The organism is Peribacillus sp. NPDC097198, assembly GCF_044762055.1.
GTDB lineage: Bacteria > Bacillota > Bacilli > Bacillales > DSM-1321 > Peribacillus.
The window spans coordinates 407,184-433,221 of sequence record NZ_JBIWDO010000004.1 but is presented as its reverse complement, the minus strand read 5'-3'; the positions used below and the strand labels follow the sequence as shown (position 1 = coordinate 433,221).

Annotated in this window: 21 protein-coding genes; 1 reads left to right on the top strand and 20 read right to left on the bottom strand. The window is 40.4% G+C overall.

Translation table 11 applies throughout. The features are described from left to right. Positions 1–311: 311 nt before the first annotated feature. From ACIQXQ_RS09860 to ACIQXQ_RS09790, 15 genes are all read right to left on the bottom strand, one after another. Positions 312–1,097 carry an enoyl-CoA hydratase/isomerase family protein gene (locus ACIQXQ_RS09860; RefSeq protein WP_402956957.1) on the bottom strand — a complete coding sequence of 262 codons (786 nt, stop codon included), beginning with the start codon at positions 1,095–1,097 and terminating at the stop codon, positions 312–314. Positions 1,098–1,173: 76 nt separating this feature from the next. Continuing rightward, on the bottom strand, positions 1,174–2,532 hold the full coding sequence (locus ACIQXQ_RS09855) for an FAD-dependent oxidoreductase (protein ID WP_402956955.1): 1,359 nt from the start codon (positions 2,530–2,532) through the stop codon (positions 1,174–1,176). Positions 2,533–2,565: 33 nt separating this feature from the next. Further along, positions 2,566–3,285 (bottom strand): SDR family NAD(P)-dependent oxidoreductase, encoded by a 720-nt coding sequence (locus tag ACIQXQ_RS09850; RefSeq protein WP_402868810.1) that lies wholly within the window; start codon positions 3,283–3,285, stop codon positions 2,566–2,568. A gap of 20 nt (positions 3,286–3,305) precedes the next feature. Continuing rightward, on the bottom strand, positions 3,306–4,037 hold the full coding sequence (locus ACIQXQ_RS09845; RefSeq protein ID WP_402868813.1) for an ABC transporter ATP-binding protein: 732 nt from the start codon (positions 4,035–4,037) through the stop codon (positions 3,306–3,308). After that, entirely contained in the window at positions 4,027–5,889 is a 1,863-nt protein-coding gene (locus tag ACIQXQ_RS09840) for a branched-chain amino acid ABC transporter ATP-binding protein/permease (RefSeq protein WP_402868816.1), read from the bottom strand. Before ACIQXQ_RS09840 ends, ACIQXQ_RS09845 begins: the two co-directional genes overlap by 11 nt. Then, entirely contained in the window at positions 5,886–6,755 is an 870-nt protein-coding gene (locus tag ACIQXQ_RS09835; RefSeq protein ID WP_402868818.1) for a branched-chain amino acid ABC transporter permease, read from the bottom strand. Before ACIQXQ_RS09835 ends, ACIQXQ_RS09840 begins: the two co-directional genes overlap by 4 nt. 29 nt (positions 6,756–6,784) lie before the next feature. After that, complete coding sequence (locus tag ACIQXQ_RS09830) at positions 6,785–7,957, bottom strand: ABC transporter substrate-binding protein (protein ID WP_402869857.1); 1,173 nt, start codon at positions 7,955–7,957, stop codon at positions 6,785–6,787. Positions 7,958–8,129: 172 nt separating this feature from the next. Next, positions 8,130–9,329, bottom strand: coding sequence for an ABC transporter substrate-binding protein (locus ACIQXQ_RS09825; protein ID WP_402956953.1), 1,200 nt, complete (start codon positions 9,327–9,329; stop codon positions 8,130–8,132). A 175-nt stretch (positions 9,330–9,504) separates the two neighbouring features. Then, positions 9,505–10,104 carry a TetR/AcrR family transcriptional regulator gene (locus ACIQXQ_RS09820; protein WP_402956951.1) on the bottom strand — a complete coding sequence of 200 codons (600 nt, stop codon included), beginning with the start codon at positions 10,102–10,104 and terminating at the stop codon, positions 9,505–9,507. 243 nt (positions 10,105–10,347) lie between these two features. Next, positions 10,348–11,148: an SDR family oxidoreductase gene (locus tag ACIQXQ_RS09815; RefSeq protein ID WP_402868823.1), complete on the bottom strand. Its 801-nt coding sequence runs from the start codon at positions 11,146–11,148 to the stop codon at positions 10,348–10,350. Positions 11,149–11,233: 85 nt separating this feature from the next. Beyond that, positions 11,234–11,995 carry an SDR family NAD(P)-dependent oxidoreductase gene (locus tag ACIQXQ_RS09810; protein ID WP_402956949.1) on the bottom strand — a complete coding sequence of 254 codons (762 nt, stop codon included), beginning with the start codon at positions 11,993–11,995 and terminating at the stop codon, positions 11,234–11,236. A 104-nt stretch (positions 11,996–12,099) separates the two neighbouring features. After that, positions 12,100–13,173, bottom strand: coding sequence for a phosphotransferase family protein (locus ACIQXQ_RS09805; protein WP_402868826.1), 1,074 nt, complete (start codon positions 13,171–13,173; stop codon positions 12,100–12,102). Between the two features lie 90 nt (positions 13,174–13,263). Next, positions 13,264–14,502: an acyl-CoA dehydrogenase family protein gene (locus ACIQXQ_RS09800; protein ID WP_402868828.1), complete on the bottom strand. Its 1,239-nt coding sequence runs from the start codon at positions 14,500–14,502 to the stop codon at positions 13,264–13,266. A gap of 90 nt (positions 14,503–14,592) precedes the next feature. Beyond that, entirely contained in the window at positions 14,593–16,527 is a 1,935-nt protein-coding gene (locus tag ACIQXQ_RS09795) for an oxidoreductase (protein ID WP_402956947.1), read from the bottom strand. A 262-nt stretch (positions 16,528–16,789) separates the two neighbouring features. After that, a complete protein-coding gene (locus ACIQXQ_RS09790) occupies positions 16,790–17,557 on the bottom strand; it encodes an SDR family NAD(P)-dependent oxidoreductase (protein ID WP_402956945.1) in 768 nt (255 codons plus the stop codon). 152 nt (positions 17,558–17,709) lie between these two features. Between ACIQXQ_RS09790 and ACIQXQ_RS09785 the strand changes: the two genes are divergently transcribed. Continuing rightward, positions 17,710–18,453: an SDR family NAD(P)-dependent oxidoreductase gene (locus ACIQXQ_RS09785; RefSeq protein ID WP_402956943.1), complete on the top strand. Its 744-nt coding sequence runs from the start codon at positions 17,710–17,712 to the stop codon at positions 18,451–18,453. A gap of 682 nt (positions 18,454–19,135) precedes the next feature. Here the strand turns inward: ACIQXQ_RS09785 and ACIQXQ_RS09780 are convergent. From ACIQXQ_RS09780 to araA, 5 genes are all read right to left on the bottom strand, one after another. After that, positions 19,136–20,686: a flotillin lipid rafts scaffold protein FloT gene (locus ACIQXQ_RS09780; protein WP_402956941.1), complete on the bottom strand. Its 1,551-nt coding sequence runs from the start codon at positions 20,684–20,686 to the stop codon at positions 19,136–19,138. Between the two features lie 23 nt (positions 20,687–20,709). After that, entirely contained in the window at positions 20,710–21,228 is a 519-nt protein-coding gene (locus ACIQXQ_RS09775; protein WP_402956939.1) for an NfeD family membrane protein, read from the bottom strand. A 466-nt stretch (positions 21,229–21,694) separates the two neighbouring features. After that, positions 21,695–22,732, bottom strand: a complete 1,038-nt coding sequence (locus ACIQXQ_RS09770) for an aldose epimerase family protein (protein ID WP_402956937.1) — start codon at positions 22,730–22,732, stop codon at positions 21,695–21,697. A gap of 198 nt (positions 22,733–22,930) precedes the next feature. Beyond that, positions 22,931–24,325 carry a sugar porter family MFS transporter gene (locus ACIQXQ_RS09765; protein WP_402868842.1) on the bottom strand — a complete coding sequence of 465 codons (1,395 nt, stop codon included), beginning with the start codon at positions 24,323–24,325 and terminating at the stop codon, positions 22,931–22,933. Between the two features lie 251 nt (positions 24,326–24,576). Beyond that, the gene (gene araA / locus ACIQXQ_RS09760; RefSeq protein WP_402956935.1) at positions 24,577–26,001 is read right to left on the bottom strand and encodes an L-arabinose isomerase; all 1,425 of its coding nucleotides are present in this window, start codon (positions 25,999–26,001) and stop codon (positions 24,577–24,579) included. Between the last annotated feature and the right edge of the window lie 37 nt (positions 26,002–26,038).

The following is a 26,038-nucleotide window of genomic DNA, read 5'->3' as shown; positions in this document are numbered from 1 at the left end:
ACTAGAGCTAATACCTCATCATCATTTTCTGCCTCTCCGATGGCATCCGCCATTTCGTTCAACATCTCCCAGTTGATGCAATTCTTTTTCTCTGGGCGATTCAACCAAAGTGTCGCCACGTTATTTTCCTTTTGATATTGAATGAATTTATACATGATATCACTCTCCATTTTTATATTATTCAAATATTTCAGAAAACTAATTCTACTATACTTGAAGGCAGGCATTCTCTTTTTTACTTTCTTTTAAAGTTAAAACCATAGAGGCAAGGGCCAAGAAGTGATATTTTTCTCAAAAGAAATTTACTAGTTTTATACTCCTGTCCATGCAGGTTTACGTTTGTTCAGGAATGCTTGAACTCCTTCTTTTGCATCCTCACTTTGATGCACAACATTACAAGCAAGATGTTCCAGCACCATCAATGTATCGGTATCCGCATCTAAACCGCGGTTTGCTGACATTTTCGTAATCCACATAACGAATGGGCTTTTGTCAGTTAAATCACCTAAGAAGGTTTCAACCACTTGATCTAGTTCTTCTTTAGGAGCGGATACGTTCGCAAGTCCCCATTCGGCACATTGAACACCGCTTAGCAATTTCCCTGTTAACATTAATTCTTTCGCTCTTCTCATGCCAACATATCTTGGTAGGCGATAGATGGGACCTGCCCCGCCAAATAATGCACGGCGAATGTGAAAGTCACCGATTTTGGCATCATCAGCCGCTATCATAAAGTCACACGATATCAGTAATTCAAAACCTCCTGCAACGGCATAACCCTCGACGACTGCAATGGTTGGTTTCTTCATATTAAATAATCGGTCATAAGTTTTTGCGGAGAAGGTTGCGATGTTCATGGAAGAAACAGTTGTTTTCAGAAAGTCAGCATCCAACATATCTAAGTCTGCCCCTGCACAGAATGTGCCCCCGCGTCCTCGTACGACTAGAGCTAATACCTCATCATCATTTTCTGCCTCCCCGATGGCATCCGCCATTTCGTTCAACATCTCCCAGTTGATGCAATTCTTTTTCTCTGGACGATTCAACCAAAGTGTCGCCACGTTATTTTCCTTTTGATATTCAATAAACTTATACATATTGCACTCTCCTCTATATAAATTTTTTTACTAACTATACAACTATAGAAGTCTATTAAAAGCTTATGAATTTCTTTTACACATTACTTACTTTTGGTACAATCCATCCTGCTGTCTTTACAGCTTGCAAGGCAAATCCGAGGGCCATTGCCAACCCACCGCCATACCCACGTTTATAAACATTTCCAGTATCCGCTCCAGCAACGAGAAGTCCTGGAATCGGCTTCCCTTCTGAATTCAGTGCTCTAGCCTGATCGTCAATTCGAAGACCAGCATGAGTAAATGTAATGGCTGGTTCCACAACAAGTGCATAATAGGGTGCCTTGTCCAACGGCCGAAGATCATAAGCACGTGAAGGGTTGATTTTTTCAGGGGATGAAACAACTTTTTCATTGTATTCTTTGATGCTTTGCACAACTGTCTTCCCATCAAATCCCCATTGAGCAGCAATGTCACTTAATTCTGTAATCTCCTTTACCTTTATCCCAAGTGCCCCATGTTGAAGAGCCACCTGCAACCTATCCTCCGCTTCAACGCCATGGACAAATGACTTTAAGACATGTTCCTGTTGGATATGTTCGTCCCAGACAAGCAATCCACGTGCATTTGGCTGAAACACCAACTCATTTGAACTGCGGAAATCCCCTTGACTCTCGTCGGTAAACCGGACTCCTTCCTCATTAAATAGGAGCGAATAGTCACTATGATATTGGGAGAGTCGGGTAAATAGTGATGGGTTATTAAGACAGGCTGGTGAACTTATCAAATGTCCATAAAAACCTGGGTTCTCACCAGCCCATGTTGATCCTGCCTGAAGTCCTAAGCGGATTCCATCACCAGTACTGTTAGGATTAGACCTCAGGGCAATACCTGCCGCGTTTGGGTGGATTTTTTCTGCCCTGAGAGCAGGATTTGCCTGAAAACCACCTGTAGCTATTAGAGTCCATTCTGCTTTTACCTCAATTAATTCGTTATCATCGAGAATCCGTGCTCCCTCTACCCTCCCTTCAGGACTTAAAATTAGCTCTTCAACAAATGCACCTAAGATAATTTGACCACCCGCCTTCCGAATCATTTTTGTACAATCCTGAAAATGCCCAGTTACATTCAACGCATAACCGAGTCCATGAAGAACAGGTGTCGGTCCCGACTGAAACATTCCGCGGCTGCGCATCCATTCTGTTCCTTCTGGAAAATTTTCCAACACAACACGAGCCAAATGTGGGTCTCCATCATCCCATCCTCTAAGTACCCGTTCATCAGGAACTGTCCAAAGGAATCCTGCATGTTGTCCAGAACCACCAATCTCTGACGCTTTTTCTACCACTAATACTTTTGCGCCTGCATCTGCCGCACGGCCGGCTGCAGAAAGTCCTGCCATGCCTGCTCCGATGACAATCAGATCATATTCAAGAAACATTTGTTCATCTGTCAAATTCACTAACCCCTTTCCTCTGTTTCTAGCGCATTACCAGCGGAACCCAGCAGTTAATCCCCCATCTAACGGAATGATGGTTCCTGTTGCGATTTCCCAACGCATTAAATCCACGACTGCCTGGGCAATGTCATTAGGCTTGCCACTTTTCCCAATTGGAACGTAGTCCCTTACATAATCTTGAGCATTCTCAACAGTCATGGAAGTGTTAACAAAACCTGGACAAATCGCAATCACTCTGATCCCTGCTGGCGCAAGATCCATTGCTGCCGCTTTTGTTAAAGCAATAAGCCCCCCTTTTGAAGCACAATAACTTGCTCGATTATTTAAGCCCATTAAACCCGCAATAGAAGCAATATTAATAATTAAACCCCCGCGACCAGCAGCTTTCCATGCATTTCCGACTTCCCTAGTGAGATAAAATGGAGCCGTTAGGTTCACCCTCATCGTGGTTTCCCATTCCTCATCGGTAGCATCTAAAACGGTAGTTGGCCAGCGGACACCAGCATTATTCACTAGTAGTTCGATTTGAGATGAATCTAACTCACTTACCATTTGTTTAATAAATTGAGGATCTCCGATATCCCCTACTTTTTTAATTAAAGCATTCCTTGTGACCTTCTCATCAAGAAGATCCAAGCCTACTTTATCCACATCTGCGGCAACTACAGTGTACCCCTCTTCTATTAGCCGGATAGCTATCCCGTTCCCCATTCCCCGGGCAGCACCGGTAACAATAGCAATTTTTGTCACACTCCCACCCCCATTTGATGTTACTTTGTTCCAAAGTATCCCTCTTGTAAGACCTCACTTGCAGCTGTCATAGTGACAGAACCATGATATCGAATACTTCCACCTTCAAGTACAACCATGTTTTTTGCATTCCGCAGTGCATAGGTAGCCATCTGCTCAATGACGATTACCGTCAATGCCCGTTTATTTAGCTCAGAGATAATTTCATATATTCTCTCAATCATTTTAGGTGCCAATCCCAAAGATGGCTCATCCAAAATAATGGTATCGGGTCGGGCCATGATTGCCCGGGCAACCGCAACCATCTGTTGCTCGCCACCACTTAAAAGTCCAGTAGGTTTATTTAGATGGCGTTTCAGTTCTGGCAGAAACTCTAGTATATCCTCATAGCTTCTCATCATCTCGACTTTGGATTGACCGGAGCCATAGGCTCCAATAAGCAAGTTTTCTTTCACTGTCATCGAATTAAATAATCGGCGTCCTTCAGGAACCAGAACAACTCCAAGTCCGATGAATCCATCACCTGATTGTTTACCCTTATGTTGTTTCACAGTGACCGAACCAGACGTTGGGCGAAGCATTCCACCTAAGATGAGAGCAAGTGTAGATTTACCTGCACCATTTGGCCCTAGGATAGCTGTAAAACTACCCCTTTCAATTTCTAGGGAAATATCTTGAAGAGCAAGTACTCCGTCATACCGGTGTGTTACATTTTCAAGGCACAATTCCTTTGCTACTATATTAGTGATCATCGGTTAAGTCCTCCTTACCATCTTGTAGTACAGAACCAAGATAAGCTTCCAGCACTTTTGGATTGTTTTTAATTTCATCAGGGGTTCCTGTTGCAAGTACACTTCCAAAGTCCAGTACCACCATCTGATCGGCAATACTCAGTACCTCCTGTACCACATGGTCAATAATTAAAATCGAGACTCCAGCTTGTTTCATTACTTGTAGGATTAACCGTACCTCCTTGCGTTCATCTGCATCTAGTCCTGAAAATGGTTCATCCATCACAATGATTTGTGCACCAGTAGCCAAAGCTCGAACAATATCGGTAACCTTTTGGACACCAAAAGGTACCTCCGCTGGATAGGAATTTGCATATGGCCGTAATCGAAGCTGATCAATTAACTTTTCAGCAATCTTAAGTGGTTCTTTATTATTTCCTTTGCCATTTAGTACTTTATAGCTTTGTTGGGCTGCTAGAATAATATTTTCTTCGATAGTGAGTTCTGTAAATAGTTCAGCATGTTGAAAGGTACGGCCAAATCCATGCTGTACTCGCTGGTAAGGCGCTAACTGTGCTAAATTGATTTTTCCAAAGCGCAGGCCTTCAAAACTTGAAGGTTTAACATACCCACTCAAAACATTTAACAGAGTAGTTTTCCCTGCACCATTTGGGCCAATCAGACCTACTACACTCCCAGCTGGAACATCGAGACTAACATGATTTAGAGCACGAACACCTCCAAAAGATACGCTAAGATCTGAAACCGTCAAATTGGATGTTGCTGGGTTTAAGAATCCTTCCACTAATGAATGAAGATGTTCGCTTTCATGAAATTCTATTAGTGCATTTTCCGAAGTAGCAGCAACAAGTTCTTCTTTTTTCAGAATCGTCTTACTTCTCTTTTTTAGGCGTTTTAAAATACCTGGTACAATTCCTTCCGGCAAAAATAACAATACAAGAATGGTTGCAAAACCAAATACATACCCAGAAATTCCCTGCACCTCTCGAGCTACTTCAGGTACTAGTACCAGAAACATTGCACCTAACATAGCACCGCCAATACTTCCCACCCCTCCAACTACTGTACAGAGCATAAGGTTTGTAGCAATTGCTATTGTAAAGGCTTCGGGACTGATATACATTGTGGAGTAAGCAAGAGACACTCCAGCTATAGAAGTAATGGCACCACTTAACCCAAAAGCTAACGCGTTTTCAAGAGAAGGTTTTAATCCAATCGACATGGATGCCATTCGCTGACTTTTTACAGCTAACCAACGGCGTCCAAGTGTTCCTTTAGTAATAATGGTAACTAGCAGGAAAACCAAGGTGAACAATACGGTTGTTAACACTACGTAATTATTAGCACTAATTGGATCCTCAGAAAATAACAAGCGAGCAGGACCAACCGTGATACCCTGATCCCCACCGGTTACTGAGTGCCATCGTCCGATTACCTCATTTGATACCAACCCAAGTGCCAAAGTTAAAATGGCCATGTAAAGGATGGAAAATCGTCCCGCGCTGAGACCAATTATCAACCCTATTATTAGCGTAATCACAAAACTAATCAGAATAATTAGTTCAACTGAGAAACCACGAACACTCAAATTCGCTGCTAGGTAAGCACCGATGGCTAAGAATGCCGTATGTCCAATGGACCAAATCCCAGAGTAATTCGCCAACATACTGATTGAAATAGTCCCAATTGCATATATGAGTGTAAGGTTGATCACGTAGCTAACATAAGAACCCACTAGACCCGCTGGCCCAAGAATAACTATTAAAGCTATCCCCACAATAACAATCAAACTAAGCTGAGTGTTTTTTTGTTTTCTATTTTGCCCTAGAGCGGAGATGTTATGGCTGTTCATACCCTAGCTCCCCCCTTAGCCCCCAGTATACCGCTCGGTCGAATAAATAGAATGGCGACGATTACGGCAAATACCATCGTGTCCCGAAAACTTGCTGAAACATAACTTCCAGCTAAATTATCCATAATCCCAATCATCATACCGCCAGCTGCTGCACCCATCATATTGTTCAGGCCACCCAAGAAAACTCCTGCAAAGGCCCGGAAAAGAACCATTGCCATCAAGGTAACACTAACGGAAGTCTCAGCGGCCATAATGAAAGCTGTTAACCCAGCTAAGCCACATCCTAAAAACCATGCAAGACTTGCTACTCGACTGCTTTTTATGCCTACCATTTTGGCAGCAAAGTGATCTTCAGCAGAAGCCCTCATTGCTAATCCTATACGCGTCCAGTTAAATAAGGTTGCAACGAGCAACATAGCAACTATTGCTAGACCAGTAGCCAATAGTTTTTGATAAGTAATTGCCACTCCTAAAAACGTAAAGCTACCATCTATAATTGGAGGGATTGCCCGGGGGGTAAACCCCCAAACAGTCCCAATTAACGCCTGAAGTACTAACCCAAACCCCATTGTTATGACCAATGCTGAAAACATGCTGCCGGGCCCGAGCGGGCGTATGATAAATCGTTCTACCCCGATTCCAATCATGCCAGCTACAATGAACGTAACAGGCAGTGCCAATATTACAGGAACTCCCAATGCCATCACGGATAAAGCAACGTAAACTCCAATAGTTGCTATATCTCCAATTGCAAAGTTTACAACATCTGTTGCCCTAAAAATGATAACTATCGAAAGGCCAAGTAGTGCGTAAAGAGATCCACTTACCAGTCCTGAAAAAATTACGGAGAGTAAATCATGCATCGTATTTCTTCACCCCTTTTCTAGTTTATCTACCAATCTGTCGCCGGATCGATAAAGCCCCCTACCGTTTTCCATTCTCCATTTTCAACCTTAACAGGCTGAATTTCTTTAACACCCAAATGATTGTCAGATGAAAAGGATACTGGAGGAAGAATATCTGTCTCATAATTTTCAATAGATTCCAAAGCACTAATTAACTTTTCACGTGTCGGTGCTCCATCGATTTTTTTCAGAGCCTCAACAAAGATTTTTGACTCAGCCCACGTAAATAGAGATTGGAAATCAGGTGTTGTAGCAGGAGCATGCTTTTTCAGAACCTCTCTATACTCCTTAACAGCAGGTGAATTAGTTGTAGGTGGCACAGTCCAAGACATAGCATGAAGTCCCTCTACGGCTCCTCCTCCTAACTCCAATGTATCTAGTGAAGCATTAGGTGAATATGTGTATAATGGAACTTCGAAATTTTGGTTATCCAACGCCTTTGCCAACGCAATTAATTCCTCAATCGGTTGAATCATAACAATAGCATCAGGTTTCCGGTTAATAACTTCGAGGGCAATTGGAGCATAGTCTGCCGTACCATATTTTACCGGCAATAGATCTACCGATAAACTCGATTCGACGGTTTTTACACCTGGTTCCACATTATTAGCCACTATTTCGTATACCGCCGGATCGTTATGAATAACAAGAATATTCTTAGCTCCTTCCTTAGCAGCCCATCTTCCAAGAGCACGAGCTTGATCTTCGTATGGAATCATCACCCCATAAAGATTTTCACGGGATGGATCATACCAGTTTTCTAGTCCTCCATAGACATTTAACAAAGGTACCTTTTTTTCATCTAATACGAATGAGAAAGTTGCTTCTGTTTGTGCAGTTCCAAAAGGAGCTACAATAGCGAAGACCTCGTCTCGTTCAATTAGTTTCCGGGCAGCAGCAACCGTTTGCTGTGGGTCCCGGCCACTATCTTCTGTGATGTATTCAATCTTCCTTCCGTTTACTCCTCCATCTTCATTGATCATTTCAAAATAAGCCTCAATCCCTTGGCGCTGGGTACTTCCATAAACAGCTGCAGGTCCTGTCATCGGCAACCATGCCCCAATTTTGATGGATTCTTCTGTTATACCTAGCGTCTTCTCCGCATTTCCACCGCTACACCCAGCTATAAATAATAGCAGCATCGCAATCCCTAATAGCACCTTTTTCAATCGCCATACCCCCACTATTTTTAATAATGTAAATATTCAGAAATTATCTCCCAAAAGATATCTGTTATTTTCGGATAAAAGGTTGGAGGCTGGCTGTTCAGAATCTTTCGGTTGATCGCTAAAGGTCAAAATCACTTTGTTGCCATTTTCAAAGGACTATCCTTTACCATTCCTTATCAGGATCAATGAAATCCCCTACAGTATTCCATTCTCCATTTTCCACCATGACTGGCTGTAATTCTTTTACACCCATATGGTCACCTTCTGAGAAGGTTACTGGAGGAATAATACCGTTTTCAAAATTCTCCATCGATTTTAGTGACTGAACAAAAGATTCACGTGTAAGAGGCCCATCTACCTGGTTTATTGCCTCTACAAAGACTTTAGCGACTCCCCACATATATAGGGATTGAAAATCAGGATGTGCAGACGGTTCGTACTTTTTCAAAGCTTCCCTATATTCTTCCACCTCTGGAGTGTCGATGGTTGGCGGCACCGTATAAGACATCGCCCTTAGTCCTTCAATTGCTTTGCCACCAAGTTCTAACGTATCATTTGATACATTAGGTGCGTAGGTGTAAATAGGAACATCTAGATTCTGACGATTCAATGCCTTTGAAAAAGCAATGAGTTCCTCTACCGCTAAAATAGCGACAACAGCATCGGGCTTTTTGTTTGCTATCTCGAGTCCAATCGGAGCGTAGTCAGAAGTCCCAAACTTTACCGGGAGCAGATTAACAGATGCTTCCTTGGAAATTGTATTGACTCCTGGCTCAACAGCTTTAGCTACATTAATAAACGCTGCGGGGTCACTGTGAACGACAACGATATTCTTCGCCCCTTCCTTAGCTGCCCAGTGGCCTAAAGCTTGTGCCTGGTTTTCATATACCACCTGAACCCCAAAAAGATTTGGTTTAACAGGATTCCACCAATCGTTCGCTCCACCCTGTCCCGGCAGGAAAGGTACTTTCGCCTGATCTAGCAAATAGGGAAATGTTGCCGCGCTCTGTGCCGTGCCGTTGGAGCCCACGACTGCAAAAACTTTATCCCGCTCCACAAGTTTACGAGCGGCAGCCACAGTTTTCTGTGGGTCGAAAGCATTATCTTCCACTATCCACTCAATCTTCTTTCCATTTACACCACCATTATCATTGATCATCTCGAAGTAAGCGTTCATCCCAGTTTGCTGAAGTATTCCATGTGCAGCAACACCACCTGTAAGAGGGAGCCAAGCACCAATTTTAATAGAAGTATCCGTGACCCCTGTTGCTTTTTCTCCTTGAGATGTAGTTACATCCGTTCCATTACTACAAGCAGCTAACAAAGAAGTGATTATAATTAAACCTAAGGCTAGTCTTTTCAAATCCCATTCAACTCCTTTTGAAGAGCGTCCATTCTAATTAACATTGAGATACTCAGAATTATAAGCATGGCCCCTTATAGGAAGCGCTTACATTAACTATTTAGCTCATAAATCCGCTATACAAATAATATAAGAGGATTTATGATAGTCTATTAAAAAAGTACCTTATCTTTATTTACTTAGAAATTCCAAATTTTACAAATTCCATAAGCTCATCTAATAATTTGTCGTCAACTTCTTTTCCATCCCACAAAACCCATTTCATACCAATATAATTCATAATGCCCATAAAAGAATAGACAATTATTTCTGGGTTTAGTTTTCGAATATCCCCTATTTCCATTGATTCCTCAATCCGCTTGATATAAGGTTCAGCGAAAACCTCCATTATTTTCCGATGAAGCTCTTTATCGACAAATTCAGCTTGTGGAAATAAGCTATACCAGTAGGGTCTTTCTTTTAAAAAATCTAACATTGCCTTAAAACCTTCTCTTTCCATCTCAATCCTATTGTCTATCCCTGCTGTTTTTTTTCGTAGGACTTTTGTTAACTCACTTTGCATTTCCCAAAGTAGTGATTCAAATACTTGGTACTTAGATTCAAAATAAGTATAAAAATTACCTAATGAAACTCCTGCCCTTTGGGTAATCTCTGTTACACTGCTCTCGTGATATCCATTTTTCCCAAAAACATATTCTGCCGATCGTAAAAGCTTATTTCTAGTTTGAATTCCTCTGTTAGTTTTTGGAATAAGGTTCTGATTCTCTTGGGGCATTGCAATTCCTCCTTAGTACATATAAAGTGAATCATGTTTCAATTATCATTATAACCGATTGTTTTGGTCAAGCTAATACTGTTAGAGGAATTTATCAGTATTATATTTCCTTGTATGTTTTATTTTAGTGAAAACTGATTCAGTATTTAAATTAACTTTATAATAATTTCACATTTTTGTCAATATTTTGAAAATTTAAATTATATACATCCGATAATTCTCAGATTCCCCCATCCACACCGATTAATTTTTACGGGAATATTGACTTGCACCTTGGCCACCATCAATTGGAATCGTAACACCATTAATGAACGCTGCTTCTCCAGAAAGGAGGAATGCAACAAGGAGTGCCACTTCTTTCGGCCTCCCTAACCGTTTAGCTGGAATTCCATCTGCATGTTGAGCAGCTGCAACTTCCCAATTTTCCGGATTAATATTTTTAAAATTATTGATCAACATATTCGTTGCAATTGGACCTGGTGCTATTCCATTGACACTAATGCCGAATTCAGCATATTCAATTGCAGCTGCTTTTGTTAGACCTACCACTCCATGTTTTGATGCTACGTACCCTGGCTTATGGTAAAGTCCCCGAAGGCCTGCAACCGACGCAGTATTCACCACAAATCCTTCTTTCTGCTTTTTCATCACAGCAAGAACATGCTTTAGACCATAGAACACGCCAGATAAGTTAATATCAATTAGCTTGGAAAACAAATCGCTATCATACTCCTCGAATGGCGCACTTGTGTCGACAATCCCTGCATTATTAAAGAAACCATCAATTCTCTCAAAACGACGAATAGTATGATCAACGTATTTCTTCACTAACTCTTCATCGGAAACATCTGCTGTTAAAAGGAGTACCGGGGATTGCTGCGTCTTTTCGGTAATGAGGCTTCTTGTTTCCTCAAGTGCCTCGATGTTTTTGTCAACAAGGGAAAGCATAGCCCCTTCAGATGCTAAATGAATGGCTGTTGCACGGCCTAAGCCAGACCCTGCACCCGTAATTAACACTACCTTTTTTTCAAAACGTTTATACATCTTAGCCTTCCTTTCTAATTTCTTAAACAGAAGAATATTCTGTTGGTCAAAAGACCTTCTTATTCATAAAAGAGTGAACTAGTCACTACTCAGAGGTTACCCCTCCATCAATACTTATCGTTTGACCTGTCATGAAGTTGGAAGCATTGGATGCTAGGAATACTGACATCATGGCAATATCTGAGGGCTGACCTAGCCTTCTAAGTGGAATCAAATTCAGCATCTTCTTTAAGAGTCTTTCATCTGCTATTTCTCCTGTATTGATATCCGTACTGATGAGCCCTGGTGCAATTCCGTTTACTAATATTCCATGACGAGCCCATTCTGAAGCAAGCGACTTTGTCAACTGAATGACCGCCGCCTTGCTGGCCCCATACGGAGCAATCCGTTTAAAAGTTTTGATTCCCCCAATGGAAGATATATTAATAATTTTCCCGCTCCCTTGTTCTATCATGATTTTTGCTGCTTCCTGACAGGCAAAGAACAAGCCCTTAATATTAATATTAAACATCGCATCCCAATCTTCGCTTGTAACTTCAATGGAAGGTTTGGTAATACTGATACCTGCGTTATTTACTAATATATCTAGCCTTCCAAATGTATCCGCTACCATTTGGAACATATTTTGAATTTCGTCTAAATTCGCTATATCGCAGCCAATGGCCAGTGCTTGCCCTCCCTCCCGGATCACATCTTCTGCCACTTCGTTACAATGTTGAATGTTTCGGCTCGCAATGACAACGATTGCCCCTTGGTTTGAAAACGCTTTCACTATTTGCTTTCCAATCCCCCTACTCCCTCCTGTAATAAGGGCCACTTTTTCATTCAAATCAAAGAGAGAGTCCAATCTCTTTACCTCCTTAAAAAATAGCAGTTTTCCCTTTTTGATAAAACTCTTATGGGATTGCCACCACTGAGATGGATGTGACTATCTATCCAGCAATGTACTTATTAAAATTTCTTTGTCTCGATAATTTCATTGGCATATTGCATCAAACTATATATAGACTGATCCAATGTTGCAAACCGTTTGTCCTTTGTCTGGCCAAGAGACCATCTATAATAAATTTGCTGCATCACAACCGCAATTTTAAAATAAGTAAACGCCATATAGAAATGCAGTGGAGGGATATCTTGCCCGGTCTTTAAAGAGTATCGGTGTATATATTCATCGCGAGTGATAAATCCAGGTGAGGTCGTCAAGGATGGTAAACTCTGTTTAACAGATTCCCAATCATTCGTTTGGGTCCAATAACCCAAGGCGGCAGCTAAGTCGAATAAAGGATCAGCAATCGCAGCCAATTCCCAATCAAAAACTCCAACTACTTCCCCGACATTTTGTTTGGAGAACATCATATTATTTAGTTTATAATCATTGTGAATAACTGTTGCTCCTAGTGAATGAGGAATGTTCTCAGTGAACCATTTTCCTATTTTATCAAAATAGGGTATATCATGCGTTTTACTTCGCTCAAACCGAGTTAACCAATTGTTAACTTGTCTCTCAACAAAGCCTTCAGGGCGTCCAAAGTTTTCTAATCCTATAGCCTTGTAATCGATTTGGTGAAGCTGTGCCAGCGTATCAACCGCCGCATAGGAAATTTGTTTGGATTTTTCGTCTGTAGCTGTAAAATCTGTCGGGAATTTCGCATCGAATACATAACCCTCTTTCCGTTCCATAATATAAAATGGGACTCCTATTATCGACTCTTCTTCACATAAAAGGTAGGTTTTTGGTACATAAGGGAAAGCTGGATATAATTTCTCTAATAAAGAGAACTCCCGTTTCATGTCGTGTGCTTTAGGAGGAAGAGGTCCTAAAGGGGGACGCCGCATAACAACTTCTGCCTCCCCACATCGAATTAAATAAGTTAAATTGGAATACCCGGCTGAAAATTGAGTCACTTCAAGCGGTTCATTTGGCCACCAATTTAAATGTTTAAGCATATAGGAGTGAAAAGCTTCCCGATTAAAATCTTCCCCTTCACGAACGACTGATATCACATCGCTTTCATGGGATTTCATCTTATTACCGCCTTTCCGCCAATTCACTAGTTTATTTCCATTACTTGAAAACGTTTATGATAGGTGCACCTTACGACTTTATTAATCATTCTAATGATTTAAAGTATACTTAGTCTCTTTTTGATTAAACTGTTTTAATTCTTGTTTTGCCACAGCTTCCCTGTGTACCTCATTGGGTCCATCCGCCAGTCGAACAATACGTGCATATGCCCAGTTTCTAGCAAGAGAAAAGTCTTGGCTAACTCCGCCTCCTCCGTGAACCTGAATGGCTCGGTCGATTATTTTCGTTGTCACTTCTGGTGCAATGATCTTTATCATCGCTATTTCTTTCTTCGCTTCTTTATTCCCTAATTTATCCATCATATATGCTGTTTTTAGAGTTAGTAGACGTGCTTGGTCAAGTTCAATCCTTGAATCCGCTATCCATTGCCGGATAACCCCTTTATCGGAGATAGCGCTTCCAAAAGCGACCCGAGTTTGTGCTCTCTCAATCATTGATTCCAATGCTCTTTCTGCCAAACCAATTAGGCGCATACAATGGTGAATTCGACCAGGCCCAAGTCTTCCCTGAGCAATCGCAAAACCTTTTCCTTCTCCCAATATCATATTTGAAGCAGGTACCCTTACATTTTCAAATAATACTTCTCCATGCCCATGAGGTGCATCGTCGTATCCATACACGTTGAGGCTTCGAAGAACTTTTACTCCTGGAGTATCAATCGGGACCAAAATCATGGATTGTTGCTCATAGGTTGGGGCATTGGGGTTGGATTTCCCCATAAAAATAAGAATTTTACAGCGTGGATCCGGGGCGCCCGATGTCCACCATTTGCGCCCATTAATAACGTAATGGTCTCCATCTCTTTCAATACTTGATTCAACGTTTCTCGCATCAGAAGAGGCCACTGCAGGTTCTGTCATCGCAAAGGCAGATCTGATTTTCCCCTCCAATAAAGGAATCAGCCAATCCTTTTTCTGTTGCTCCGTACCGTATCGTACCAACACTTCCATATTCCCTGTGTCAGGTGCACTACAATTAAAAGCTTCCGGACCAATGAAGGGAGAGCGGCCCATTATTTCACATAAAGGAGCAAACTCCGAATTAGTTAGTCCTGCTCCGTACTCACTTTCTGGAAGAAATAGATTCCATAGGCCCTTTTCCTTTGCTTTAATTTTCATTTCCTCAATGATTGGAGGGATTTCCCACCTCGATGTGCCTTCATTTAACTGTTGCTCATATACGGTCTCATTTGGATAAACATATTGTTCCATAAACTCCGTTACCTGATGTTGCAGATCCTTTACTTTATCCGAGAACTCGAAATTCATCCTAATACATCTCCCTTATTATTAAGATATTTACCTCCTAAACTGCCTTTCTTTCCTGTTAAATTGATACATTTATTAACTTTTTATCAATTAAATCTTACGGGCAATTCGATGACCCTCTAATATTGCATGACTTATCCGCCGAGGTGAGATGGCATCGCCAACTAAGTGAGCCGGAATAGCTACATCCCTAAGTTGCTTGGCAAGAGTGTTTTCTTGACGTCTTCCCGCATCTATGACAAGTAAGTTTGATTCTATGAGTGTTTCTTCCCCACTTAAAACATTACGAACTTTAATATTATTTCCATTAGCTTCTGCGATTTGGTGTAAAATCATAAATTGTACCCCAGCTGTACTCAGTCGATTAAGAAGCAGTTGAATGCTTTCATGCGGAATGCTTGCTCCAATTGTTCGTGACGGTGTCACATATATCACCTTATAACCCTTCGCAGCAAGACATCCTGCCGTACTTAATGATGGCCAAAATCCTGTCCCATCATCTACGACAACCGCAGTTTCACCTACGCCTTTTGACAAATCGTCAGACTTTAGCACATCATAAACCGTCAATACCTTACCTTTAATAGAATCATGAACCTTAGGTTGTTCTGGCACCGCTCCAGTTGCGAGGATAACCGTATCAAAACTGTTTAAGTCATTAACATCTACGGCTTGATTTAAATTTACAGTAACCTCAAGTCTTCGAACCTCTGATTCTAAGTAATGAATGACGTCGATCAGCTCCCGGCGGTTTGGTTCCCTTGCTGCTATTCTCACCTGTCCGCCTAAGGTCGCTTCTTTTTCAAATAGTTCGACTGAATGCCCTCGTAAAGCTGCTACCCTTGCTGCTTCTAAACCCGCTGGCCCTCCTCCGACAACGGCAACCTTTTTTATGTTATTGCTCTGAGGTATTATTCTATCTAACTCATTTTCGCGGCCTGTAGTCGGATTAACAGCACAATATAAAAACGGATCAAATGATCGGCAATCCTGGTTACAGCCGATACAAGGAATAATTTCATAACTGCGACCTGTTTCTGCTTTGAGTGGCCACTCTGGATCGGCAATGAGGGCTCGGGTAATCCCGACTAAATCTGCTGCTCCTTCTGCCAAAATCTTCTCTGCCATATTTGGGTCTTTAATACGTTGACTAACAAGAATGGGTATATTAGTAGCTGAGCGAATTTCCCTTGCTGCGTCTACCGTGACTCCTTGAGGAATGGTCAAATCCTTTACATATCCTCCTCTAATCCCCTTCGTAATGTTCAAATAATCGACAGGACTAATTCCAGACAGCACTTTGACAATTTGAAGTGTGTCAGCTAACTGCATGCCGCCGCTTACCTCTTCCTCCGCACTCAACCGAACACCTATAACAAAATCACTTCCCGTTTCCTTGCGAATGGCTTCCAGTAATTGAAGTAAGAACCGCATTCTTCCTTTTAGGGAGCCGCCATATTCGTCATTACGTTTATTGGTTCCAGATGAAAGAAATTGAGCGACCAAATAGCCATGCGCAGCATGAATTTCAACCCCGTCATACCCAGCCTTTTTTAAATTTAATGCCGATAGTACAAAGGCATCGATGATCTCGTTAATTTCTATATGTGTTAGCTCAATCGGCCGGTAAAGAGCACGAGGTGATTGAATGGCAGATGGTGCTCTTAAAGGATAATCGGATTCTCCTCCAATCATCTCTCTGCCTAAGTGAACCAATTGACCAATCACCTTAGCTCCGTTGGCATGAATCGCCTCAGCCCTGCGTCGAAACATCGGAACAGCTTCTTCCAAATATGCCTCATTTAGCATTCGTCTCCGAAGTCGAGAACTTGGATGAACAATGGTTCCTCCCGTAATTAGGAGTCCTGCACCGCCTCGTGCTCGTTCCTCCCAATACTTGATGTCCTCTTCCATCGGAACACCGTCTGTAATCATTGCTGTACCATGAGCAGTCCCAACAATTCTATTCCTCAAGGTAATACGTCCAAGAGTAAAAGGAGAAAATAAATGTTGGTGCTTCGTCATCGTTTAACATCCTCTCAAAAAATTAGGAATTCAAAAAACGAGTGCCTTAAAAAAAATAATTTACCAATACATGAATCACCTTTCAACATCAATTGTAATAGACCGACTTTTGATTAGTCAATATATTTAGAATATTTTTACAAATAAATATTATATCTTGAGGCTTCCTGTTGAAGTTTTCCTTGACTCGGCTACATTTCTTAAACATGAAACATTATAACGTTCTAAATACTTTTACCCTTCTAATTTCAAACGACTGTTTTTACTGGTCTAACATCCCGCCATCAACGGTATATAATGATCCTGTTACGAAAGATGATTCCTCCGATAAAAGAAAATTCATTACAGCTGCTACTTCTTCCGGTTCCCCATACCGACCTAAAGGTGTAGACATCTCATTAAGCGTTTTTTGTTTCCTTACATTACCGGAGCTCTCCTCAATCCTCCTCATCATTTGTGTATTTATCGTACCAGGACATACAGCGTTTACTCGAATTCCATATGGTGCTGATTCTTTAGCCACGGAGCGCGTTAACCCTATAACTGCATGCTTAGACATATTATACGCTGAACTTCCAGGTACCCCCATTAGACCTGCAAGTGAAGAAGTATTGAGGATTGCACCTGATTCCTGTTTTTTCATTACGGGAATGACATATTGTAGTCCAAGAAATACCCCTCTTACATTTACTTTATATACTAAATCTAAATCCTCTACTGCTAGGTTTTCAATTACCCCTCTTGGTCCTTCAATCCCAGCATTATTTGCAAAGTAGTCTATCCTTCCAAATTTCTCAACTGTTTTTTGAACAAACATTTTAACATCTTGTTCTATAGATACATCTGCTTTTACAACTAGAACGTTTGCTTTCTCTAATCCAGTCTCAAACACAATTTCTTGAAGCATTTCTTCTGCCAAGTCCACAAGCACTAAATTTAATTCTCGTTTTGCCAGCCGTTTGATTAAAGCCTTTCCAATTCCTCCAGCAGCACCTGTAACAATAGCTGTAGTTGAATAATTATGAACCATATCAACTTCCCCCTCTTTAAAAGATTCTTTCTACTGACTAACTTAGAATATTAAAAACTATAAATCAAGTAAAATTAGAATCTTTTTAATTTTCTGTTAATTCTTTTGGCGTTATGATACTTTTAATATAACAAATATTAGGAGATGGTAGTGTGGGGAAACTGGACAAAAAAGTAGCTATCGTAACGGGGGGAGCTTCAGGAATTGGACTTGCAACTGTAAAAGCATTGATTGAAAAAGGGGCCACAGTTGTAATCTCTGATTTAAATGAGCCCTCAGGAGTATTTACCGAACAAGAGTTGAGGAAGAATGAAGCAGAGGTTCTATTTATAAAAGTTAATGTTGCTGAAGAAAATTCCGTTGAAAATCTAGTAACAGAAACGGTAAATAGATATGGGAAAGTTGATATTTTAATAAATAATGCTGGTATTGGCGGGTTAAATCCAACGCATACACTCACTTTTGAGCAATATAATAAAATTATATCAGTGAACCAACATGGTGTGTTTTTTGCGGCAAAACATGTCATTCGCGAAATGCTAAAAACTGGGGGTGGTTGCATAGTAAATACTGCCTCTATCTTAAGTACTGTCGGCCTTCCTGAGACGTTTGCTTACACAGCTAGTAAAGGAGCAGTTTTAAATTTAACCAAGACTCTTGCACTCGAATACGCTGATAAAAATATTAGGGTCAATGCGATTAGTCCCGGTTTCCTCGAGTCCGGAACTGTAAATAGGGAAGCTAATAATCTTTCCTATAAGGAGCTTATTGCTAAACACCCGATTGGAAGACTTGGCAAACCGGAGGAAATTGCTCATGCCATTATTTTCTTATGTGAAAATGATTTTGTAACAGGAACTTCGCTAATCGTTGATGGAGGCTATACTGCGAGATAATGATTTTAACAATTACTTGGGTAATTGTATAAAGGGGCTCTTCTAGAGCTCCTAAAAATTACTCAAGCAATGTATTAATCTCATTTCCCCTTACTATTTCAAAATCACAAGGAATAGCATACTAGTATTTTTTTACTATAATAACTCATGCTCCCATACAAACCACTCCCAATATATATATTCATACTTTCATCCCTTAAACCTTCCACAAAAAATTAGTGTTATTTTAAAAATTCTGCTGGTACCTCCTGTTTCTCCGTTTCACAATTTTCACAAATAAATCTTGATTCGTACCTATCACAAAGGACCTATTAAGGGGGTTACCATTTTATTTTCAAAAAAAGTAATTCAAGGAGAAAATCATCCATGCTTTCCTTCGTATGAATGGTGATCTGATTACAAATTGGTTATGTCATCCAAACTTCTCCATGTATTTTTTGGAATAGATAAAGCACCTCCTTTAATCATCGTACCCAGGAGGTGCTACTATTTAACATTTAAATGGAACCCTTATTTTACTACATATTAAATGGCTAACTCTAATACTGTGTATACCAGGAATTTACCATCAAATAGTAGGATGAACCAATAAATTTTAGTTTGAATTCAAAATTTTTCTTTGCATTGAAATTTCACAAATATTCCCACCGAGTGTTTTCTATCCTTTTCTGCTTATCCTATTTTATAAAATAGTCTTCTCCAATTCTTCTTTCCCTGTACCTATCGCCGTATTCATGTCTACATTTTCTTGATTCACCGTGGGCGGGTATATATTTCGCTTACCTGAAAAGTTATCAAGCAAGTCTTTCACATCAATGCCTGAAGATTCCTTTAAGGACTCTTGTAGTGTGGACATTAGGTTAGTCGCGTAAGAGGTCACTTTGTTAGCACCCCCATTTACACCATTCCCACCCGTATCCACTACCGTTATTTTATCAATGTTACCCAGTGGAGAAGCTATTTGTTTTGCATACTCCGGGAGCATTTTCAGGATCATATCCATCACGGCCGCTTGACCAAACTGTTCAAATGCTTCAGCAATCTTCTGTTTTGCTTCGGCCTCTGCCACCCCTTTTAAACGGATGATATCGGCATCTGTTGTCCCCTGGGCCCTTTGTGCATCGGCTTTGGCAAGTCCATCTAACCGGATACGTTCCGCTTCCGCTTTTGCCATTGCTTCAATTTTATACTTATCTGCATCAGCTTCAGTTATTTGTTTCATCTTATTTGCCGAAGCCGCTTGCTCCACCGAATAACGGTCAGCATCCGCTTTTTTCTTCACTTCGGAATCATATTGCTTTTCTCGGCGAAGAATTTCTTTTTCTTCAAGCTCAATTTGCTTTTGCCGTTCAATAATCCTGATTTGCATTTCGTGTTCCATTACATCTTGCTTTGAACGGGCTGTTTCAAGATCATATGCTTGGTCTGCACGTGCTTTAGCAATGTCCTGCTCCCGGCGAAACTCTGCAACCTTTAACTTATTGATTTTTTCGGCTTCCGCTATTTCCGTTGCCCTCTCAAGTTCAGCACGTTGGGCCTCTTTTGAAGCTTCCGCCCGTTTAATCCTGGTTTCTTTTTCAGCATCAGCCGTTGCAATATCCGCATCCCTTTTTACTTGGGCAATTCTTGGCTTCCCTAGTGAATCAAGATAACCGTTTTTATCACGCACATCTTTTATTGTAAAAGACACAATGATTAGCCCCATTTTTGCTAAATCTTGAGAAGCGACCCGCTGAACTTCCTGTGAAAATTTTTCACGATTTTTATAGATTTCTTCAACGGTCATGGAGCCAAGGATAGATCTTAAATGTCCTTCTAGCACTTCACGGGCTTCCTGCTCACGATCGTCCTTGGTCTTTCCTAGAAATTGTTCAGCAGCTGTCGCTATATCCGTTATGGAACTACCGATTTTAATGATGGATACACCATCTGCCATAACTGGTACACCTTGTTCCGTATATACTTCAGGCGTAGAAACCTCCAGTTTACTCGATAGCAGGCTTAACGGTTCTGCTTGCTGGAAAACCGGAAGGACAAAGGCTCCTCCACCCCGGACAATTTTTATTTTATTTCCTGATTCATCGGCATGTACGTTTTTATTCCCCAAATAACTTCCAGTAATAATTAATGCTTCATCAGGACCAGCCGTACGGTACTTCGTAACAAAGACAGCAATAAGTGCAATAAGTAAAAAAGCAACAATAGCAATAACGATCCATATTAAACTTGTCATAAACATTCCCTCCTCAACCCTCTTTAATTATAATGGGGCATGACATAGACAACCCCATTTTTCACCTCAATGATCAAGACTTTAGTTTCTGAAGCGATTTGTTCATTTTTGAAACTCGCTGCAGTCTTAGAAATACTGCCGCTATTACTCTGTATTAACACTTCGCCAAACCCGTCTACCGGAACTGTCGTTAAGACCAGTCCCACCCTTCCCCTCAAATCATGATCATGAAAGGTTAAGCTTGACTCCGCCCTTGAAACGGGAATCAAAACAAACACATTCAATAATGTGACGATTGTTAATGCCAGTAAAAAAGAAAGGCTTACAATCACACCGGCATGGAGATCTGTAACTGATTCAAACAGAAAGCCACTTGCAAAAAAAATCGTCAAAAAACTAAAAATCAAAGTAGGATTAAAAATATCCGGAAGTTCTAATCCAGAAAATACATCATTAAACAAAATGATTAAAAATGTCAGTCCTCCAGATAAAATTAATCCATATAGATAGACGGTTTCTAGTGGTACTCCATACAACTCCATATTTTCATCCCTTACATAAGGTTTTCTTCCCCCAAAAAAATGAGCATCATTTAATTTAGCCGCTACCTCCTCTTTCTTTTCATTTGATACCATTTAGATGTTAGGGGATAAAAACCATATTATACTTTAATCACCATTAATACGAATGAAAGCAGGAAAGGTTTCACAAATATAATAAATACCCCTTAATTCGGACCTACTACAATTGCCCAATTTCGATAGGAATATAAAGTGTTCGCCATTTCTTTCGATATTCATTTAGAGGATTAACTATAGAAATAATGTTCGGGGAAATTGTTGTATTTTGTCGTGGCGTAAATAAAGCACCTCCTATGATTAATCGTCCTCAGGAGGTGCTACGTGTTTAATATTCTCTTGTGAACTTTATTATTTTTACCTCTATATGCTCAATTGCCCTAAGTCCCGACCGCTGGACCGGATCCCCACCTATGGTAGAAACTTCAACTTAACGGGGGCTAACCTCGATTTTAAACTTTGTTTGGGACGTATAACTTTCGCCTGCCAAAAGCAGAATATCTCCAAAACCTTCAAATTCCTCCGCTCCTGGAGCAGCTTGGGTTTCAAACGTTATTCCACCATGTTGACTTAATTTTTCTCCATGCATCAGTGGAACACCTTTCACAAAGTTTGCCGTGTAAATGACAACTGCAGGTTCATCTGTGTATACTTCGACTGTTATTTTCCCGTCAGGACTAATTAATTTGGCTGCAATTTGCTGAATTCCTGAAGAGGTAAGGAAAAATGGATGATCGATCCCTTGAACCTTTTCAACCTCTGCGTCAATAGCTTCAAAGGTTGAACGTAATTCCTTTGGCGTACGAAAGTCATAAGGCGTGCCAATCGTGCTTCGCTTTTCCCCAGTTACCGTGGTATCTTCATTTACTGGCGCAAACTCTTCAGAAAAGATTTGTAAGAAATGATTATCGATTGGATTGCTAGGGTGCCCTGTTAAGTTAAAATAGACGTGATTGGTCGGATTAAAAATTGTGTCTTTATCACTTTTTGCTTGATAGTTCACTGACCAAGTATTTAAGTTATCCAATGTATACGTCACACTTACTTTCAAATTCCCCGGAAAGCCATTTTCTCCATCAGGTGAGTGAGTTGAAAAAATGATTGACGCACTTTCATCATTCTCCTTCACTTCATAATCCCATATTTTTTCATCGAATCCGGGATTGCCACCGTGTAATGTATTCCCTAATTGATTGACGGATGTTTTATAACGGGATTCACCAATGGAAAACTCACCATTTTTAATTCTCCCAGCCACTCTACCTATTGTAGCTCCATAATATGTTTCTTTTTGATAATCCTCTATCGTGTCAAATCCCAATACGATATTAGTGGGACCTGATTCCGTAAGAACGAAAAGATTGACGATTCTTGCTCCAAAGTTTGTAACTTCCATTCTTATACCATGATCATTTTCCATAGTAAACAGCAAAATATTATTCCCAAATGAGCTATGTGATACTTTCATAATATCGGCTCCTACCCTATTAAATTCTTTTTTATAATGATAAGTTAATTTTTTTAAAGTGAAAAGACAAAAGCCCGAAGTATTCACTTCGGCCTTTTGTTAGGAATCATAAAAGTTCATGATGTACCTATAGATTATAATGACCAGAGTACCATATGAATTCCTGATTTAACTGGCTCCAAAAATCATAGTTGAAATTTAAGCGCTTTCTCCCTTGGCTGGTTTTATTGATCCGTTTTTTTCAATTTCCTCTAAAGAATGACCTCGAGTTTCAGGAACACATGTCCGGATAAATAGAACACCAAGCAAACATATAACACCGAATATTGCAAAAACAGCTTCTTGAGAAATCGTTGCTGTCATGATAGGGAATAGCAATCCAACCAAGAAAGATCCAATCCAGTTAAATGATGAAGCTAACCCGGATGCACGCCCGCGAATCGCCAGTGGGAAAATTTCTCCAACGATAACCCATGTTAAAGGCGCCCACGTGAATGAATATAGCGCAACATAAATACTTAAAAAAACAACCATCATCATCGGATTTGCATCAGGAATTAATACATTCAATATTGCGGGCAAAATAAAGGATAGCCCCATAATAGTTCCGCCTATCGTTAATAAAGTACGGCGATTGAATTTATCAGCAATCATTAAGAATAATAATGAACCTAATACAAGTATAACCCCTTGAATAATTGGCCACATCAATACTGAGCTGGCTTCATGCCCTGTTGCTTTTTCTACAATCATAGGAATATAATAAAAAATTGCGTTTGCTCCCTGGAATTGTTGAAACGCAGCTACCCCGACCCCAGCAATTACTAGATAACGGTATTTACTGCTTAAAAGGGTTCCCCATGACGCTTTTTGATTTACTTTCGTTTCCTCTTTGGCAGTGTCTTGAATTTGTTTTATTTCAGAATCAATTTGTTCTTTGTTAGAGCGAATATAGCTCAACACTTTACGTGCTTCATTAATCTTATTATTCTTAATCAAAAAGCGTGGTGATTCCGGTAACCTTAACACCCCGATAAACAAAATCAAAGCAGGTACGGCAGCCAAACTTAGCATCAAACGCCATGCCATGGTACCTGGTAAGTCTTTCAATAGATAAGCAATAATGTACGAAAGTAACATTCCGGAAACAATCATTGTTTGATTAATTCCGGACAACCGTCCACGTAAACGGGCAGGTGCCATTTCAGACATATAGGCTGGGACTAACGCAGAGGCAGCACCAACAGCTATCCCTAATAAAATACGAGCAACAATCATAAATAGAATCCCTTTATGAGGGGATACACCTGCTAAAATAGACCCAAAAGCAAAAATGATAGAAGATATTAGTATCATTTTGCGCCGTCCTAAACGATCTGAAAGTTGTCCAGCCAGGGCACCACCAAAAATAGCTCCAAACATCAAGGAAGAGGTGATCCAACCTACAGCACTAGGGTTGTTTTGAAGATTCCAATCATGTTGCAAAAAAGGCAAAGCACCCGTCATAACGCCGATATCATAACCGAAGAGAATGCCTCCAAATGCCCCAAAAAAATAAATGAATCCACTTGAGATTTTCTTTTCATTAACCATTAATGTTTCCTCCCAAAGGTTATAAAATTACATTCAAAAAAATCCCTATACTATAAAAGTATTAATTTCTTTTTAAGAAACCCTAATAGTTTACAACTATTGCTTATAAGGATGAATTCTGTGTCATTATTCAGTCAATAAAACGCTTTCATCTTACCCTAAAAAATAAAGCACGCCTACAAATTAATTTCAGGATTTACGAATCTAATTTTCCCCTCCCCGGAAGCCAATCTCCCGTGGAGGGAAAAACATTACTTAATAACTACGTAATCCAAACCTACTAATTTTGCATAGGTTATGATTTGGTCTGTTGTTAAATTCAATGACACAACTGTATGGTGACCCCCACCATTCTCTAGCCAAGCTTTCACTCCATCTTGGAAGTTTGGCTTAACTTCCCAAAGTACACGGGCCACTGGAAGGTTTGGTGCTGGAACAGATGGTTCAAAAGCAGAAACTTCATTAATTAAAAGTTTATAGTTTGTACCAAAGTCAGCCATGGAAACAACGACACCGTCTCCCGCTTTACCATCGAATACTAAACGTGCCGGATCTTCACGATCGCCTATACCTAATGGAGATACGACCATTTTCGGTTTATTGCTTGCTAAAGTTGGATCGACTTCAAGCATATGTGACTGTAGGATTGATTCTTGTCCGGCAGCTAATTCATATGTGTAATCCTCCATAAAGCCAGTTGATTGGTTATGGCTCATCACTTTCAGTAAGCGATCAAGTGCTGCCGTCTTCCAATCTCCTTCACCCGCAAAGCCATATCCCTGCGCCATCAAACGTTGGACGGCAAGACCAGGAAGCTGTTTCATTCCATATAAGTCTTCGAAATTCGTTGTGAATGCCGTATAACCACCGTCATCAAGGAAACGTTTAATTGCAATTTCATAGCTTGCCTGTACCTTAACGCTCTTTTCCCAATCTTCCTTACTGTATGTACCATATTCAAATTCATAAAGTCCTTCATATTCTGCAAATAATGCCTCAATTTCTTCATCCGTAACTGCATTTACATATTGAACAAGATCCCCTATTCCAAAATAGTCAACTGTCCAGCCAAATTGGATTTGTGCTTCAATTTTATCCCCTTCAGTTACGCCAACGTTTCGCATGTTATCTCCAAAACGAGCGACCTTAATGTTGAAGCTCTCGTTATAAGCAACCGCTACGTCCATCCATTGTGCAATTTGTTGTCGCACTTCAGGACGCTCCCAATAACCTACAACCACTTTGTTTTGTTTGTTCAGACGGGCATTGATAAAACCATATTCACGGTCACCATGAGCGGATTGGTTTAAGTTCATAAAGTCCATATCTATCGTAGCCCATGGAATGCTTTCATTGAATTGAGTGGCTAAATGAAGTAATGGTTTTTGTAATAATTTTGTTCCACGAATCCACATTTTCGCAGGTGAAAAAGTATGCATCCAAGTAATGACTCCGGCAACTTCATCACGATAGTTGGCTTCTTTCATGATGTTTGTTATTCTATCTGCACTAACAGCTAGATCTTGCAAAACAATTGGGTAAGGCAGAATGCCGCATTCATTTAATGCATCGGTTATCGTTTGTGCATGCGCCTTGACTTGCGCTAACGCATCTTCTCCATATAGATGTTGTGATCCAACGACAAACCAAAATTCCTTTGTTTCTGTTGTTAACATAATAACCCTCTTTTCTTAATCTACTGGTTTGATAACT